The organism is Sporosalibacterium faouarense (assembly GCF_016765695.1).
GTDB classification, from domain to species: Bacteria; Bacillota; Clostridia; order Tissierellales; family VENL01; genus Sporosalibacterium; species Sporosalibacterium faouarense.
This window is the reverse complement of sequence record NZ_JAETGO010000079.1, coordinates 1-16515: the sequence shown is the minus strand read 5'-3', so window position 1 is coordinate 16515 and position 16515 is coordinate 1. Positions and strand designations below refer to the sequence as shown.

General features: G+C 30.4%; 17 protein-coding genes. 4 read left to right on the top strand and 13 right to left on the bottom strand.

The genetic code is table 11. From position 1 onward, the window contains the following. Window positions 1–70 precede the first annotated feature (70 nt). Both JMO20_RS14630 and JMO20_RS14625 read right to left on the bottom strand, forming a co-directional pair. Window positions 71–514 carry a DMT family transporter gene (locus tag JMO20_RS14630; RefSeq protein WP_202710440.1) on the bottom strand — a complete coding sequence of 148 codons (444 nt, stop codon included), beginning with the start codon at window positions 512–514 and terminating at the stop codon, window positions 71–73. 19 nt (window positions 515–533) lie between these two features. After that, entirely contained in the window at window positions 534–1223 is a 690-nt protein-coding gene (locus JMO20_RS14625; RefSeq protein ID WP_202710439.1) for a Crp/Fnr family transcriptional regulator, read from the bottom strand. Between the two features lie 300 nt (window positions 1224–1523). On the opposite strand from JMO20_RS14625, the gene JMO20_RS14620 reads away from it, so the two are divergent. Beyond that, a complete protein-coding gene (locus JMO20_RS14620) occupies window positions 1524–2441 on the top strand; it encodes a PadR family transcriptional regulator (protein WP_202710438.1) in 918 nt (305 codons plus the stop codon). A 19-nt stretch (window positions 2442–2460) separates the two neighbouring features. After that, window positions 2461–3336: an alpha/beta fold hydrolase gene (locus JMO20_RS14615; RefSeq protein WP_202710437.1), complete on the top strand. Its 876-nt coding sequence runs from the start codon at window positions 2461–2463 to the stop codon at window positions 3334–3336. Window positions 3337–3472: 136 nt separating this feature from the next. Here JMO20_RS14615 and JMO20_RS14610 read toward each other — a convergent pair whose 3' ends face one another. From JMO20_RS14610 to JMO20_RS14600, 3 genes are all read right to left on the bottom strand, one after another. Next, on the bottom strand, window positions 3473–4675 hold the full coding sequence (locus JMO20_RS14610; RefSeq protein ID WP_202710436.1) for a winged helix-turn-helix domain-containing protein: 1203 nt from the start codon (window positions 4673–4675) through the stop codon (window positions 3473–3475). Window positions 4676–4751: 76 nt separating this feature from the next. Then, window positions 4752–6116: an aldehyde dehydrogenase gene (locus JMO20_RS14605; RefSeq protein WP_202710435.1), complete on the bottom strand. Its 1365-nt coding sequence runs from the start codon at window positions 6114–6116 to the stop codon at window positions 4752–4754. Window positions 6117–6357: 241 nt separating this feature from the next. Next, window positions 6358–6813 carry a GNAT family N-acetyltransferase gene (locus tag JMO20_RS14600; RefSeq protein WP_202710434.1) on the bottom strand — a complete coding sequence of 152 codons (456 nt, stop codon included), beginning with the start codon at window positions 6811–6813 and terminating at the stop codon, window positions 6358–6360. Window positions 6814–7086: 273 nt separating this feature from the next. Here JMO20_RS14600 and JMO20_RS14595 point away from each other — a divergent pair, with 273 nt between their 5' ends. Next, window positions 7087–7908 (top strand): divergent polysaccharide deacetylase family protein, encoded by an 822-nt coding sequence (locus tag JMO20_RS14595; protein WP_202710433.1) that lies wholly within the window; start codon window positions 7087–7089, stop codon window positions 7906–7908. Window positions 7909–8010: 102 nt separating this feature from the next. Here JMO20_RS14595 and JMO20_RS14590 read toward each other — a convergent pair whose 3' ends face one another. The 8 genes from JMO20_RS14590 to JMO20_RS14555 all read right to left on the bottom strand — a co-directional run bounded on the left by JMO20_RS14590 (window position 8011) and on the right by JMO20_RS14555 (window position 15989). Next, on the bottom strand, window positions 8011–8781 hold the full coding sequence (locus JMO20_RS14590; protein WP_202710432.1) for an ABC transporter permease: 771 nt from the start codon (window positions 8779–8781) through the stop codon (window positions 8011–8013). Further along, window positions 8778–9713, bottom strand: coding sequence for an ABC transporter ATP-binding protein (locus JMO20_RS14585; RefSeq protein WP_202710431.1), 936 nt, complete (start codon window positions 9711–9713; stop codon window positions 8778–8780). Before JMO20_RS14585 ends, JMO20_RS14590 begins: the two co-directional genes overlap by 4 nt. Next, complete coding sequence (locus tag JMO20_RS14580; protein ID WP_202710430.1) at window positions 9700–10497, bottom strand: MerR family transcriptional regulator; 798 nt, start codon at window positions 10495–10497, stop codon at window positions 9700–9702. Before JMO20_RS14580 ends, JMO20_RS14585 begins: the two co-directional genes overlap by 14 nt. Before the next feature lie 177 nt (window positions 10498–10674). After that, entirely contained in the window at window positions 10675–11790 is a 1116-nt protein-coding gene (locus JMO20_RS14575) for a TolB-like translocation protein (protein WP_202710429.1), read from the bottom strand. Between the two features lie 76 nt (window positions 11791–11866). Continuing rightward, the gene (locus JMO20_RS20655) at window positions 11867–13339 is read right to left on the bottom strand and encodes an ATP-binding protein (protein WP_202710428.1); all 1473 of its coding nucleotides are present in this window, start codon (window positions 13337–13339) and stop codon (window positions 11867–11869) included. Between the two features lies 1 nt (window position 13340). Continuing rightward, window positions 13341–14057, bottom strand: coding sequence for a response regulator transcription factor (locus JMO20_RS14565; protein WP_279380147.1), 717 nt, complete (start codon window positions 14055–14057; stop codon window positions 13341–13343). Between the two features lie 62 nt (window positions 14058–14119). Next, complete coding sequence (locus JMO20_RS14560) at window positions 14120–14848, bottom strand: hypothetical protein (RefSeq protein WP_202710427.1); 729 nt, start codon at window positions 14846–14848, stop codon at window positions 14120–14122. Window positions 14849–15038: 190 nt separating this feature from the next. Beyond that, window positions 15039–15989, bottom strand: a complete 951-nt coding sequence (locus tag JMO20_RS14555) for a helix-turn-helix domain-containing protein (protein WP_202710426.1) — start codon at window positions 15987–15989, stop codon at window positions 15039–15041. Window positions 15990–16233: 244 nt separating this feature from the next. Between JMO20_RS14555 and JMO20_RS14550 the strand changes: the two genes are divergently transcribed. Further along, a partial coding sequence (locus JMO20_RS14550; RefSeq protein WP_202710425.1) for a DNRLRE domain-containing protein occupies window positions 16234–16515 on the top strand: 282 nt, incomplete at its 3' end.

The following is a 16515-nucleotide window of genomic DNA, read 5'->3' as shown; positions in this document are numbered from 1 at the left end:
CTTTATTAAAACCACCTTTATTTTTATAATATCACTATTCTTCTAATAACTATTTAATATGAGAGATTATCTACTCACTCAACCCTTTGAATTGAAAGAGGATAATACCGACAAACATAAAAGCTAATCCTAATACTTTAATAGGAGTAATACTTAGCTTGTTCTCCCCAAATAATCCTAAACTATTTATTATTAATGCACATATAATTTGTGATACTATTATTAAAGTTACTGCATTAGTGGCTCCAATATATGTTATTCCCTTCATAACTCCAAATACAATTATTGCTCCCATCACTCCTCCTAATAAATACACCTTATTTATTTGTGTAATATTTGAAAAGTTTCCTTTACCTGATATCAAAGTAATAATGAGAGCAAATAAGAAAGCAGTTCCCTTCACAAAGGTATTTGCTTCCCAAAAACCGATTTTGTCACTAACTCTTGTATTAAAAATTCCTTGTACTGCTATAAAAAGTCCTGCCATTATTGAAAAAAGTATTCCTCTATACATTATTCCCCTCCATTTCACATTAAAAGTAAAGTTCAACAGACATTTGCTTTAATTTATCATAATCTTGAATTAACAATTTTTTATTCTGTTTCTTCAATATACCTAAATCACTCATGTCCTTTATAACTCTATTCAAATGTCTCAAGCTACTACCTAATATCTCTGCTATATCATTTAAATCATTAGTTTCTAGTTCATTAATTCTATTTTCATTTGTAGAGTTTATTGTAATTAAATAATTCGCTAACCTGACATCTAATGGATATGTTAAATTTAAAGCCATAGTTTTATCAATTGTGGATATCTTATGACTTAAAATTCCATTAATATATTTAAGAAATTTTATATCTTCAAATGCAAATTTTCTCATTTTATCTATTGAAATACCAATTAGCAAAGACTCTTTAACTGATTCAACTCTATTCTTGGCACAACAATCTCCCATTAGTTCAATTTCACCTAAAGTATTAAATGGTTGAATAAATCTAAGTAAAATTTCCTTGCCACTTTTCAATGAAGCCTTCACTCTTACCTTGCCTTCAACTATAAAATAAAAATTCTCTATATGCTCTTCTTCTAAAAAAATAATTTCTTCAGAATTAAATTTACACAACTTCATATCTTCCATCATATTATCTTGAAATAAACTGTTGATATTGAATTTATCCACATACTCTTTTAATACCCGTGGATTATTTATATTTTCCATTTCACTCCTCCTCTTATTATAAATATTATATTTTATATATTTCTTAAGCAAAAGGACATATGTCCAAATCCCATAATTCTTCTTTGCTAAATTAACTTTATATATAACAACTAAAATTCCATGAATCATGCTTTATTACTCGAGGATCAATAACTTAATCTCATCAAAATTTAAATATGTTGTTCTTCAATTAAATTAATCTGAATTTTGTTTTAAAAAAAGTTGACTATCAAAATAACATATGTTACTATTAACATATGTTATGGTTATATGAAATTATTTAAAAAGGAAGTGTAATTAATGTCAATTAAATTTGCAATCCTGGGTATCCTTAGCTGGAAGCCTTCAACTGGATATGAGTTAAAGAAAATTTTTAAGGATTCCACTTTTATGTATTGGTCTGGCAATAATAATCAAATCTATAAAGCCCTAGTTCAATTACAAGATAAAGGTTTTGTTTCCAGTGAAGTTTTTCATCAGGATGGAGCACCTTCTAAAAAAACATATAAGATTACAGATGAAGGTTTAAATGAATTAAAGGAGTGGACTATGTCTAGCCCAGAAGCCCCTGAACTTAAAAAGACTTTTTTAATACAACTGGCCTGGTCTAATGTACTATCTAACCAAGAGTTAAATGGGCTTCTTACAAGTTATGAAGAAGAACTCAAAATACAGTTAGTTATTGAACAAGAAAAGAGAAGACGTGCTCGTTATACGCCTAATAGAGATGATAGAGAAGCTTTCATATGGGATATGATTTATAAAAACATTATATTCTCATATAAGAATGAATTAGATTGGATCCAAGAATTAAGGGAAAAGTTATTTGAAAATCAAGTTAGAAAGGAGAAAGAGAAATTGAAATATGAAGTTATAGAAAAAAATCATAAAAGATATATAGATTTTATGTCAGCTGCTACTCCACTAAAAACCGAAGATGATGCTCTAGAATTGGTAGCTTTATGTGGAGAAAAGGATACAAACTTACTTATGTTACATCACAATACATTGTCTGAGGACTTTTATAAACTTAAGACTAAGGTAGCAGGTAATATAATTCAAAAATTTATTAATTACAATGTGAAAGTAGCTGCTATTATTCCAAACAGCATCAGTCAAAAAGGTAAATTTAAAGAAATGGCCCTTGAAATAAATAAGAGTAATAGTTTTAGGGTCTATGATAATAAAAAAGAAGCTGAAGAATGGCTTTTAAAATGAGTTGAGGGGAATATAAATTATGAAAAAAATATTCAAGTCTGAAGAAGGCAAACAAGAAGTTTTAAAGAGATATCAGGAAATACTATCAAGTTGGCCTGTTGAGAACAAACAATATAAAGTTGATACAAGCTTTGGTTCTACTTTTGTAATTGAATCTGGGTCAAATGATAATCCACCCCTAATATTACTTCATGGAAGTGTATCAAACTCTTTCTGTTGGTATAGTGATGTAATAACATTTAGCAAAACTCATCATGTCTATGCTATCGACTTAATAGGAGAAGCAGGTTTCTCTGACCCCAATCGTCCTACTTATGAAAGCGGTGATTATTCTAGTTGGCTAGATGAAACCTTTAAATCACTTGGCCTCAAGACATGCTCAATCGTTGGTCTATCATTGGGTGGCTGGATGGCATTAGATTTTGCAACCACATATCCAGATAAGGTAGAACAGCTAGTTCTTTTATGCCCAGGAGGACTTGCAAAAACAAAGTCTAGCTTTTTATGGAAGAATCTCTTTTTATCTCTATTAGGCAAATGGGGTAAAAAACAAGCCATGAAATTAGTGTATAATGATGCAACCCCTTCAGTATCAACATCTGATATGAAAAGTGCTCTTGAATTCACACAACTGATTAGTAAGCACTTTAATCCTAGATTAGAAAAGCTTCCAGTTTTTGATGGAGTGTCTCTATCCAAATTAACAATGCCAATACAAGTCATCTTTGGAGAACGTGACAATTTGATTCCTGCTCAAAAAAGTATCAATCATCTTAAGAGATTTACTTCTCAAACTAATGATACATTGTTACCTAATACAGGACACGTAGTTGTTAATCAATCTAGTCGTATACTGGAATTCTTAGAGTCTAATAAGTTAAAGCCTAGTAAATAAATACGTATTATATCCTCTATATAATATGTATCTCTCTGAGTCTATAACTACATTAAAATAATATCTATAACAGATATGCCCTCAACAATCGTTGAGGGCTTTACAGTCTATTAAGTAGATATTATGTATATTATCTTCAATAGATTTTGCTAATGCTTTCTTTAGCTAAACCATCAGCCTGAAGATAATTGCAAAACTCTTCTAGGCTATCTTTTACAGATTTCTTCATTTTATCGGTTATTATAATTCCTTCTTCCCACCACCACCTTTTTATTACTAGAGGTTCATTCCCCCTATGTAATTCAGGTTCAAATCTAGCTATAAGCTTATCACCATAAAGCACAGGAAGCACATAATAACCATATTTTCTTTTATCTTTAGGAACATAAACTTCCCATCTATATTTGAAGTCAAAAATTTCTTCAATCATAGACCTATCCCATAAAATATTATCAAGTGGAGCTAAAAAACGCATTGACATATCCTCTTTTACTTCTGTAAAATCAAAGTTTTTAACATCTTCAGTCCTAATATAAAAATCATCATTAATTCCTTCAATAGATACAGGTACAATACTATTTTCACTTAATAATTCATCAATAATAGTATTTCTTAATTCCTTGTTTGAGAGAAAATGTCCTAGCCAGCCACCTCCACTACGTTTCCATATCATTCCCACACTTCCAATACGCCTCTTGAAGTACCATTTATGAAATTCATAATTACTATTAAATGAGTCCTTATCAATTATTTCAGTTGGTAATAAATTTTCTATTAAATCATAAACTTTTTGAGTATTGTTTTTTCTAAATATTCCTAACTCTCCATTGTTAAACATGTAGTCAAGTGCAACACTGGATAGCTTTCTATGTCCCCACGACCCTTTCGGTGAAACACCTATGTTTATATCACGGGCTTGTATTGGTCCATTTTGCTTTATTATATTCCTTATTTCATCAATTAAGTCTAAAGCTTTCATAGTCCCTCTATTATTCATTGTACCTATAAAAGATTCAATATGCTTATTCCTTACATGACCCATAGGTGCCCAATCTTCTTTTCTATATATAGCCATCATCTTGTCCCAACCATCTACTAAAGATCTATCTGTATATAGAAGCTTTTCCAAGATATCTGATGTGTACCCTTTAATTCTAGATTGTAAAACTAAATCTGGATTTCGTCCTACAACATTAAGAGGGTCATACTGAATACATCCTACCTTTCTCATAAATTCTAAAACACCTTCTTCTCCTTCAAAGTGATTATAGCTATCTAGTCCATGATAATTTACAAGAAAACGACGAGCTTGTAATTTACTCATTTTAATTTTTTTCATTTCATCTACCCCATTTTATTGGTCTTCATAATTTCAGCCTTTCAAACAAGTTTTCAACTTAATATATAAACTAACTCTATTTTAGAACTTTTTTAAGTATATTAATTCTATCCTTATATGGTGGAAATATAAGATTTAAATCAAATATAGTTGATTTCTTTATTATACTTTTAGCGTGAGAGAATGTATAGAAGCTATACTCTCCATGATAAGATCCAATACCAGAGTTACCTACCCCACCAAAAGGCATATAGGGAGTGGCTACGTGAGATATAGTATCGTTTATACATCCTCCACCAAAGGATATCCTATCAATAGTCATATTTTGTATCCGTTCATTTTCTGAAAATATGTAAAAGGATAGTGGCTTCGGATTAGAATTTATTATATCTATAACTTTATTTATATCACCGTACTCCATTACAGGTAAAATAGGTCCAAATATCTCATCCTCCATAACCTTATCCATCCAAGTAACATTATTTAAAATCGTTGGTTCTATATATAATTCTTCTCTATCGTAATTCCCACCATAAAAAACTTTATCTTCATCTATAAGTGTTACTAATCTATCAAATTGTCTGGTATTTACTATCTTGCCATAGTCTTCACTATTCTTAGGCTTATCACCATAAAACTCTATTAATACTTCCTTCATTTTCTGTAATAGCTCATCCTTTATATCCTTATGTATATACACGTAGTCTGGAGCTACACATGTCTGTCCAGTATTAATAAATTTTCCCCACATTATTCTTTTGGCGGCTTTATCTAAATTTGAATCCTTATGAACAATTACTGGACTTTTTCCTCCCAGTTCAAGGGTAACTGGAACTAGATTTTTAGATGCTGCCTCCATCACAATCTTTCCTACTGGAACGCTCCCTGTAAAAAATATATAGTCAAATTTCGAATTAATTAGTTCAGACGTTACTTCTCTTCCACCTGTTATAACACTAATATACTCTTCTTCAAACACCTCATTGATAATCCTTTTTATTATTGCCTCAGTTTTTACTGTATCTTGCGAAGGCTTTAATATTACAGTATTACCAGCTGCAATAGCACCAATCATCGGCTCTATTATTAACTGAAAAGGATAGTTAAATGGCCCTATTATTAGCACTGTTCCATAGGGCTCATACCTTATAAAGCTTTTTGTAAGGGCTTGATGAATAGGTGTTTTGACTTTTTTATCCTTTGTCCATTTCTTGAGATTTTTTTCCATATAACTTATACTATCAAGTACATATCCTACCTCAGTTGCATATCCTTCAAAATGAGGCTTACCTAAATCAACTTGTAATGCTTCTAATATATCTTTTTCATAATACTGTATAGATTTTCTAAGTTTTCCTAAGGAATTCAATCTAAAGTCAATATCACTAGTATAGCCTTTCTTAAAAAAGTCTTTTTGCTTTTTCAATAATTCATTTACCATTATCAATCACCTCTAACCAAAATACTCGAGCCTAAAGGATTAATTTATTTTAATCTTCACTATTATTTATTCCCAAAAATAGAATCTTCAAATACAATTACAGTATTATAATAGTTATAACAAATGAAGGAATTATGTACTTATTGATTGAATACCCTTTCTATCTTACAGACAACTTTCCCCCAAATTGAATTGTAAAGTGGCTGAATATCAAGTCATTAAGATATTGTTGTCAAAAGTTTTAATATATATTTCCTTCATTTATTTTTTTATACATAATAATATGAGGTCCAATAGGCGGGTAATCAAAGACTTCGCCATGTGTTATAAATCCTAGTCTTTTATAATACTTTTGGACATTAGTTCTTCCTTTACACCATAAAATCTCAATTTTTTCCCTTTGTAAAAAGCTTTCTGCATAATTAACAACTGCTCTTCCAGCCCCTAGCTTTCTATACTCCTCAAGGGTTGCCATCGCTCTTAATTGATATTGCTTTTCACTAGTAAAATCAATATTTTTTCTTTCACAAAATGATGCAATACTTATTAGCCTTCCTTGATAAAATGCTCCAACATGAAATGTATTTTTTTCAAAATCTGTATCATATTTGCAGTCTTCAAATGACTGATGAGGACGTAGAATACTATGTCTAATACTATAGGTCATTTCTGGCTCAATATTTTTAACTTCAAACATATTTTGCCTCCTATCATTAATAGTTAATTTAATATTTAATTCTCGTACTATGAACAATAATCCTGCTTTTAGTTTATAAAATAGCTGTCTCAAAACAATATTATAAAAAATTGTTGATATCACTATATAAGTTTAATACACAACAAAAATATAAATAAAATCTTAGATTACAAAATTATTTCTATCTAAGATTCTGTATTTATTAAATATTTTTGAATATATATTGTATTATGAGCTAATACTTTCTTTATTTTATAAAAGGAGGAATACTAAATGTTTATAATAATCTCAAAAAAACGCTTAACAACAATTTTTATGATTATAATATTAACCCTTATAATAATAAGTATTATTTCAACCATACATACTAATACAATAGAAACTAATTCTAGAAAAACTAGCTACATAGCTATAATAATAGATGATTTTGGAAATAACAGTCAAGGTACAGAAGACATGTATAATCTTAATATTCCCTTGACTGCAGCGGTAATGCCATTTCAACCTTTTAGTGAAAGTGATGCTCAGGCAGCTCACGAAGCAAAATTAGAAGTAATATTACATATCCCAATGGAGCCAGAACATGGAAAGAAGGAGTGGTTAGGCCCAAGAGGAATTACCGATGATTTATCAAATGAAGAGATTCAGAGCTGCATTGAAGATAGTTTATCACAAATTCCATTTGCTGTAGGAATGAATAATCATATGGGATCAAAGATTACTCAAGATGAAAGAATAATTGAATCTGTTTTAAAAATTATAAAAGATAGAAATTTATTTTTTATAGATAGTAAGACGACACCAAAATCTGTGATACCAGATATATCAAAAAATTTGAATGTTAAATTTGCTACCCGTGATATCTTTCTTGACGGAACACAAAATCAAAATCATATAGAAAAACAGATAGAAAAATTAGGCGAAATAGCTTTGGAAAGAGGGTATGCTATAGGAATAGGACATGTTGGTGTAGAAGGAGGAACAGTTACTGCAAAAGCTATTAAGTCAATGTACCCTAAATTACAAAATAAAGATATAAAATTTGTATATATCTCTGATATAATTAATCTAATATACGAAAATAATGTATATTAGATTAATCTCAACTAACTTGAAGTTAACATTGAAAGTATAGTGTTTTTAACATTAAACATTTTACTATTATATAATGAATTAATATGACCATATTTACAATAGTTATATATCCTGTTTTTGGAACTTTACAACAGCTATCAATGATACTAGTATAATCCAAGCTAATAAAATACATATGCTAAAAAATATTCCTAATGATTCGAAAGAATTTTGCTCAGCTACCCCTGATAGACTATGTATTGCTGACTGTGGCAATATTGGCATAACTAATTTTTGAATAGTGCTTGAAAACATTTTAATAAGAGCAGGTATAGCCATAATTCCTAGAGAGAAAGTAATAGACCCTCCACTACTTTCAAATATAAATGTAGCCGCTACTGCTAAGAGACAATAAAATACTGGCATAACTGAAACCCCTAAAAGAAACTGCCTTAAATTGGCATTTTGAAATGCGATTCTAGACATACCATGCACTGATAAAATCAACTGACTAGTTAAATAGGTTAGAGCTACCATAACTATACTTACCACAATAGATAATAAAAAATAAGTTATCATTTTGCTAGCAAAGAATTTCTTTCTATTAGGTGTTACCACTAAAGAAACGTATATTGCATCTGTAGAAAATTCCTTTGAAATTGATAAAGCAGTAAAGATAATTAGCATGACATTAGCTAAGTCAACTCCCAGCATATTTGTTGAAACTATATCCATTGGAGACAATTCTGTTATTGCTTTTCCTTGGGTTACATTAGTGGTTAAAGAAAAGATTATCCCTAATGCTAAGCCCATAGCTATCATAGATATAAGATAATTTTTAGAAAATTTGAGAAAAAAGATTTTTTTGATTTCTGATTGAATTAGATTTTTCATTTCCTACCATCCTTTCTTTCCCTAATATCTTTTGTGGATATATACTCTACCTTACCCTCAGTTAATTCTACAAATAGCTCTTCAAGTGAAGGTTGCATCTCTTTTAATTCAAATAAAGCAATATGACTTTCTTTTGCCATAATTCCTATCTGTTTCAACGTCATTTTACGAATATGTAAATTTTCATCATTTGCATTTTGAATAAATGCCCCTTTTTTCTTTAATAAAGAACTTAGCAACTCATTGTTTTCACTTTTTACTTTTATATACGCACTCAAGCTTTTTTTAGACATTTCTTCTATAGTCATATCTGCAATTAATTTCCCTTTTGCCAAAACAATAATTCTTTCAGCAACAGCTTGCACTTCACTCATTAGATGACTAGAAATTAAAACTGCCTTCCCTTGCCTAGCTAAGTCTTTAGCTAACTGCCTCAACCAATGGATTCCGTCTACATCTAATCCATTAAAAGGTTCATCTAATATCACAGTTTCCGGTTCTCCCAAAAGAGCAGCAGCAATCCCTAAACGTTGTCTCATTCCTAGGGAAAATTCTCCTATTGGATTACTCTTAACTTTACTCAATCCAGTCTTATAGAGCATATTTTCTACTTGCTCAATAGCTATTCCACCAGCTGTAGCAATTAATTCTAAATGTTGTCTAGCTGTCAAATTTGGATTTACTGCATTTCCGTCAATTAGTGCTCCAATCTTTGAAGTAGTGTTTTTTAAGTCTTTATAGTATTTTCCGTCAATAGTTACTTCTCCCTGAGTTGGTTTTATTAAGTCTAGAATCATCTTCATGGTTGTTGACTTTCCTGCTCCGTTTGGTCCTAAAAAACCTGTTACTACACCTGGACGAATATTTAAAGATAGTCCTTCTACAGCTACTTTATCCTTAAAGTTTTTTGTTAAATCCTTAATTTTTATCATATTCTCCCTCCAAACCTTTATTTTTATCAGATGATAGATACACTTCGGTAGCTTTATCAATAAAGTTATTCGCAAACTCCATTAGTCTACGATCTTCTTCTGGCCATTGCCCTCGGTTTTCATATGATGTTTTATGAGCTTCTAGTAAATCTTCTCTCCCATTGGTTATTTGTAAAATCATATCCACCCACTTTTTCGCAAATATCTGTCCCTGTCTACTTCCTGGCTGGACATCATTTAGAATATGTGAAATAGCTTCTAATATAAGTTTTTTCCAGTCCCAATATACTTCCATAACTGCTTCAGTATTATCATAATATTTAGTAAAAATATTTTCAGTATGTTTATCATATTCAACATCTTCATATTCAAAAACAGTTTCTTTGTTCAAAGATACTATTAATTGAATTAAATTGCCCCAATGAATGCTATTATTCTCTTCCAAGCTGACTAAACTTGCTTCAATATATGCTATACTACTTTTTAAATCATTTAACTTGTTGTAAAATATATCCTTCTGCTTTTCTAAAACAGAGATAAGTTGTTCTATTGTCACAGTCTCTACAAGAAGATTTTTAATATCTTCAATTTTTAATCCTAATGACTTATAAAATAAAACCTGTTGAAGTCTTGTTAAATCGGATTCCCTATAATATCTATTCCCATTAGTAGTTTCTCTTTCTAAAGGTACTAGTCCGATGTTATCGTAATATTGTAAAGTACGAATGGTAACACCTGTCAATCTAGCAACATCTCCTACAGAAAACCTATTTTCCTTTTGCATCTTTTATTCCTCCTTATTTCTATTAAAGCACATTACGTAACGTAATATGCAATAGCTATAATTTATTTTATTAAAATATAAATTTTTTTGAAAAAGTCACTATTTTATGTAAAACTTCCTTCAATAATAAAAACCTCCCAACTACTAGTTGAGAGGGAAAATACCATACATTTTAATTTATTCCTGTAGCGATTGCTTCAAATACACAATGCTACTATTATATCGTGAGTCATTCCATTCAGTATAAGCCAGTGCTTTCCCTGAAGGACTCCAGCAAGTTACTATATTCCCAACATCAACCACTATTTTAGTAGCTTCGTTAGTTAACATGCTGTAAATATAAAGGTCACTACTAGTTCTACCGTTTACAATTTCTTTCAGGCTATATGCAATCATTTGCTGATCTGGCGACCATGAAACCCCATTAAGCTCTGTTCCTTCTGCAATGGTTTTCATGTTTTCACCATTAGCATCGCATAGAATCAAAGTTTTTGTTGACCCGTTATCTTGTAGAACTAGTATTTGACTTCCATCCGGTGCAGGGAAAACTCTATACGCATGATTTATATTCAAGCTTATCTTTGCCTTTGTCGCCTGATTCAACCTCATTAAAGTTGTGTTGGAATTTGTGTTGTAATAAATCCATTCTTTCATTTCTCTAACAATAAACAAAGATTCTTTTTCTAAACCTATCAAGGGAGCAATTTCTCCTGATGTACTCGCTAAATATGCACCTCCATTATAAGATGCTCCTATAACTGATCCCTCACTAGTCCATTCAGCACTATAAGGTGCTCCAATTTCTTCACTGAAAATACGAAATGTTTCTTGATTGTCGATATCCATTATATAATAGCTAGGATCACCTAAAGTGTTACCATAATATAATACGTGCCTCTTATCAGGAGACAAGTTCGCACCCCCCAAAAACATATTTTCTTTTTCTTTAATTAGTTCGTATTCTTTGGTATCTAAATTATAAAGGTATAGACTTTTAGGATATAGGTCCGCCAACTCTTCTAGTCTCATTTTTTCTAACGACTCATTTTCCTTTGAAATAATAACTGTGTTATCATCTAGCCAATCAGATATTTCTAAATCCTTATACTGTTCAATTTTTTCTACTGATACTTTAATCTCACCTAAATCATCATTATCATCTTCAATTATTGTTATGATTTTATCAGATTCTTTAATAACAGTTCTATTTCCATCTTTCTCTGCACTGCAAGCTGTGATGGATAACACTAATACCAAAGCAACTGAAACTTTAATCAATTTACTCTTCTTCAAATAAACCGCCTCCTTGATTCATATTATACCAAGGATTTATTTCCAAAACTTCAACGAATGTTTCTAAAATGTAAACTTATTTTTTTGTTTTTGATAGTTTATATAATGGAAATGAAATTCTAAATGTAGATCCCTTCGAGCTTGTATCTACAAGAGATATAGAGCCTCCTTGAATTTCAACTTGATTTTTAACAAGTGCTAAGCCTAATCCCGTACCACCATTTTGCCGAGAACGATTTTTATCAACTGTAAAAAAGGGTTGAAAAATTTTATTGACCACTTTTTCTGGAATTCCAATACCAGTATCAGCAATTTCAATTATGACTTGATTATCTTTCACATAACTCTTCACAGAAATATTGCCCCTTGTTTTATTGTATTTAATTGCATTGTCCATTAGATTCACAAGTATAATTATCATACTGTCTTTGTCAGCTTCCACATAAGCCTTAGTCAATTCAGTTTCCAGATTTATACCGAACTTATCCATCTTTCCTTTCAAGCTATTCAACACCTGCAAAATTGATTCTTTAACATCTATCTTCTCTTTGTTAAACTCAAAATCATACTTTTCTAAGGAAGATAACTCTAGTACTTTCTCAACCATTTCATAAAGACGTTGAGTTTCATTTTTTATATTTGTTTTCGCTGTTTTCAATAGTTCTTCATCATCTGGATACATTTCTAATAAATCAATATAAGCTTTGACCGATGTCAAAGGTGTTTTAAACTCGTGTGTTACATTACCAATGAATTGTTTTTGCTGTTTTTCAAGCTGAGATAATTTATTAACTGCTAATCTTAAATTCTCTTGTTCTTTTTTCATATTTTGTATGGTTTTCATGATTTGCTCACTCATTTCATGAATACCTTCACTTAGTTTCCCAATTTCATCTTTACGAGTAAGGACTTTAGTTTCATAATGACCTTTACGAATTCTATATATCATTTTCTCAAGCATGATAATTCCATTAGCAAAGGAATTAAAGTAAAAATATGCCAAAATAAAGCTAAGAATAAATACTCCTGTTCCTATATATATAAATAATAGTTTAATATGGTTATAAAACTCTAAGTTCCTTGAAAGGGAATAGTAAAACTGTATAACCCCAACTTGCTCGTTTCCCACCTTCAAAGGGGTCATGTAATACAAGGAATCATTCTCAATCTGATAAGCTGTTTTATTATCAAGTGCAAACTGAAGGGCATCCTTTAAATCATTAGATTGATTTTGAGGTGCTTTTTCACTAACTATTGTCCCAGATTGATTATATAAAACAACTGATTGGCCAATAATCAATTCAAGTTGCTCAGCAAATTCTTCTCCCTTTGATGCTAGAAAATTACTAGGCACTTTACTGGATTCAGCCAAAATTAACTGGATAAAATATAAATTTGCTGTTTTAGCTTGCTGAGCTAAATACTCCTCATATTGCTTCTGTTGGTCCTTTTCAATTCCTTCTAGTACCAATGAACTTAAAATTATTAAGGTAAGAAGCAAAAGTACAGCTAGAAAAATACTAAATCTGATCTTTATACTTATTCTCACATTAACCCCCTAAAGCTTTATAGCCAACACCGTGAACAGTTTGCAATAATACATTGAATTCAGAACCTAGCTTTTTTCTTATCCTCTGGATGTGAATATCTACAGTACGAGTTCCTCCTATATAATCCATTCCCCATACTAAATCTAAAATCTGGTCTCTTGTATAAACCCTGTTTGGATTAGAAACTAGAAGTACTAATAAATCATATTCTTTTGGCGTCAAATCCAACTTTTTATTTCCGGCAAAAGCTGACCTCTGTTTTAAATTAATCACCACTCCCCCCAATGCAACCTCGGAAGATTCTTGTCTCTTTACTATAGACTGCATTCTCCTTAACAATGATTTTAATCGTGCAAGAAGTTCCCTCATGTCAAAGGGCTTTGTGATATAGTCATCAGCTCCAAGTTCAAGTCCTAACACTTTGTTAACAATATCCTCCTTTGCCGTTAACATAATAACTCCCATCCTATCCTTGTCTTGAACCTTCTTTAAAACCTCATAACCATCCATCCCTGGAAGCATTACATCTAAAATCATGGCCTTGGGGCAAAATTCTAGTGTTTTTTTAATAGCTGTCTCTCCGTCATATGCAACTTCGACTTGATACCCTTCTCTTTTAAATGCATATGCAATTGCATCAGCAATGCTTTTTTCATCTTCAACAACTAATATTTTTTCTTTCATCTTTTCACCTAACATTCTGACTAAAGAAGTCAATTTTTATAATTATAATTATATCATTATTCTCAAAAACAGGTCAAAGCAAGAAAAACTTAACCTTAATAGTGGATTTTTCTTCCTATTGTTTTATACAGCATAGTACGAATTTCTTTTAACCTATTAAAGTTATCATCAAATGAAATATTATTTGCTTGGTCTAACCCTTCCGAAAAGTCCTTTTTATAAAATAAAATTGACTCTGGGTAAAGACCGATTACATGTAACTGATTCCATTTTGGATAATTTTCATTATGATAATAGACTTCTATAGTTTCTAATGCTATAAAATTATGGCACCATTTAGCATTATTCATAATATACTTCATAGCAGGTCCATTATTGAAAATCATAATATCTTGAAATTCCTTTAGATACTCTTCTTGTACGTCAACATACTCAACTGCAAAAATTGGCTTGCTTCGTCTCTTCTGAACAGTTGAAGATGGTATAGGGTAAGTACTTTCTGGAGTTGTCATGAGTAACTCCATGCGTATAACCTGTGTCCCCAATATCTTTTTTATTTTTTCTCTTCTATTTAGAAATGTTTTTCCACTCTCTTTATTTTTCAACTGCACAAGTATAAGAAAATTCCACATATCAAAGTCACCATGCTTTTCTACAGATTTTTTGTGTTGAAATATAGCATATGAATCAATAATACCTTCCCTATCTAGCTGCTCATAAAAACTAGTTAAGTTCTCTTTAAGATACTTCTTATACTGCTTAATATTCCTTTTATCAATTTTTAAACTTTCTGCAATATAAAATGTTCGATTTTGGGCAATCATGTATTTTAACCTCCAATCTTTAAAATTGTGTATTAGGCCACGTATAGTTACTTTATATTTTAAAATAGGTCAAGCATATAATAGAGCCATAGTTAGATTAATCTAACTATGGCTCTATTATATGCTTCAACTATTTAAGAGACAACTCCATTTCCACCTATACTAATCCAATTTTGCAATAAAAACATATTTAATACTCTTTACGGAACCAACTGGGAGTATATCCAAACTCCTTCTTGAATGAAGAGGAAAATTTACTTGGATTTTGCCAGCCAACTTCACCTGCAATTTCCGTTATTGACAGTCTTGTTTCTTTTATCATCCGTTTTGCCTCTAAAAGGCGTATCTGCTTTAAAAAAGCATATACATTCTTATCTGCAATTTCTAAAAAAATATTTGAAAGCTGTCTTTGTGAAAGCCCGACTGAATAAGCTATATCACTAACTGTTAAAGTATTCCCCATATTTTCTTCCATATATACAACAGCTTTTTCATATATTCTACGGTCACGGATACTTCTTTTATTAGTACGGCTCTCTTGCAATTTACTCTTCAATCCTTTGCTTATTACTAATATTAGTTCAATTGCTTTTAGCAGAAGGTACTCTCTATCAAACTCAAATGTATTTTCAGCAATTTGAGTGAATATTTTACGTATATTGTTGCTTCCAAAAGCAAGCAACAATTCTTTTTTATCAGAGATCATTTTCTTAAGTTGACTCATTTTTAAAACATCTTTCTTTAGATATCTTCCAATAACTTCATCAGCTAGATTAATATCTAATATAAGGCTAATACCTTTAACTTCTCCTTCTTCCAGCATGACATACTTAGGACAAACATTAAAGTCATACATACCAATCATATTCTCTTTTAATACAATATTATACTTATGATAATTTAAAATGATCTCACCACTAATACAATAAAATATTTCTAATACATCTTGACTTTCAAATAAAGATAGTTTCTGATTAGACTCAACTTTATAATCAAAAAACAACATTTCTAATCCACGTTCAAGCAAACAATAAATAATAGTTCCTTCAGCATACTTTTTCTTTATAAAGTACTTTTTAATCTCTCCAATTGTTTGCTCTGCAAAAGTAAAACGATTAAAACTTCCTTGATGATAAGTCATTAATTTCCTCCTAAAAATATAAAATAGACTTATTTATCTTTCTTTTAAAAATATACTAACTATTAATTATTATTGACATTATACCATAATTCATAGAATTCAAATTAATAAGCCAATATTTCAAGTTTATTTATATCATTTTTGTAACCTTGTTTTATCATTCTAATATTATGTATCAGGAAAAGAAATATTTAACTACAAGAATATTTGTTAGTAAAATTATTTAAAAGAAAGGATGATACTGATGCCTACAATTATATTAACCCCGAATGAAAATCCTTACATCGCAAAAGCATACCCAAATACGAACTTTATAGATACTATCCCAATGTTTATAGGTAGCTTCACTTCACTTAATGACATTTACAGAACCTTGATAACAATTGATACACCAACAATCCCACCAGGGGGAACATTTTCTAATGCATATTTAAGAATTTATCTTAGCAGAAAAGATTATGCGGGAACATTTCCAATAATGGTATTTAGACCAAAAACTCTTTTTGATCCAGATACAGTAACTTTT

Coding starts and splice junctions, on each gene's coding strand:
- JMO20_RS14630 (WP_202710440.1), bottom strand. CDS start 514: ATGTATAGAGGAATACTTTTTTCAATAATGGCAGGACTTTTTATAGCA.
- JMO20_RS14625 (WP_202710439.1), bottom strand. CDS start 1,223: ATGGAAAATATAAATAATCCACGGGTATTAAAAGAGTATGTGGATAAA.
- JMO20_RS14620 (WP_202710438.1), top strand. CDS start 1,524: ATGTCAATTAAATTTGCAATCCTGGGTATCCTTAGCTGGAAGCCTTCA.
- JMO20_RS14615 (WP_202710437.1), top strand. CDS start 2,461: ATGAAAAAAATATTCAAGTCTGAAGAAGGCAAACAAGAAGTTTTAAAG.
- JMO20_RS14610 (WP_202710436.1), bottom strand. CDS start 4,675: ATGAAAAAAATTAAAATGAGTAAATTACAAGCTCGTCGTTTTCTTGTA.
- JMO20_RS14605 (WP_202710435.1), bottom strand. CDS start 6,116: ATGGTAAATGAATTATTGAAAAAGCAAAAAGACTTTTTTAAGAAAGGC.
- JMO20_RS14600 (WP_202710434.1), bottom strand. CDS start 6,813: ATGTTTGAAGTTAAAAATATTGAGCCAGAAATGACCTATAGTATTAGA.
- JMO20_RS14595 (WP_202710433.1), top strand. CDS start 7,087: ATGTTTATAATAATCTCAAAAAAACGCTTAACAACAATTTTTATGATT.
- JMO20_RS14590 (WP_202710432.1), bottom strand. CDS start 8,781: ATGAAAAATCTAATTCAATCAGAAATCAAAAAAATCTTTTTTCTCAAA.
- JMO20_RS14585 (WP_202710431.1), bottom strand. CDS start 9,713: ATGATAAAAATTAAGGATTTAACAAAAAACTTTAAGGATAAAGTAGCT.
- JMO20_RS14580 (WP_202710430.1), bottom strand. CDS start 10,497: ATGCAAAAGGAAAATAGGTTTTCTGTAGGAGATGTTGCTAGATTGACA.
- JMO20_RS14560 (WP_202710427.1), bottom strand. CDS start 14,848: ATGATTGCCCAAAATCGAACATTTTATATTGCAGAAAGTTTAAAAATT.
- JMO20_RS14555 (WP_202710426.1), bottom strand. CDS start 15,989: ATGACTTATCATCAAGGAAGTTTTAATCGTTTTACTTTTGCAGAGCAA.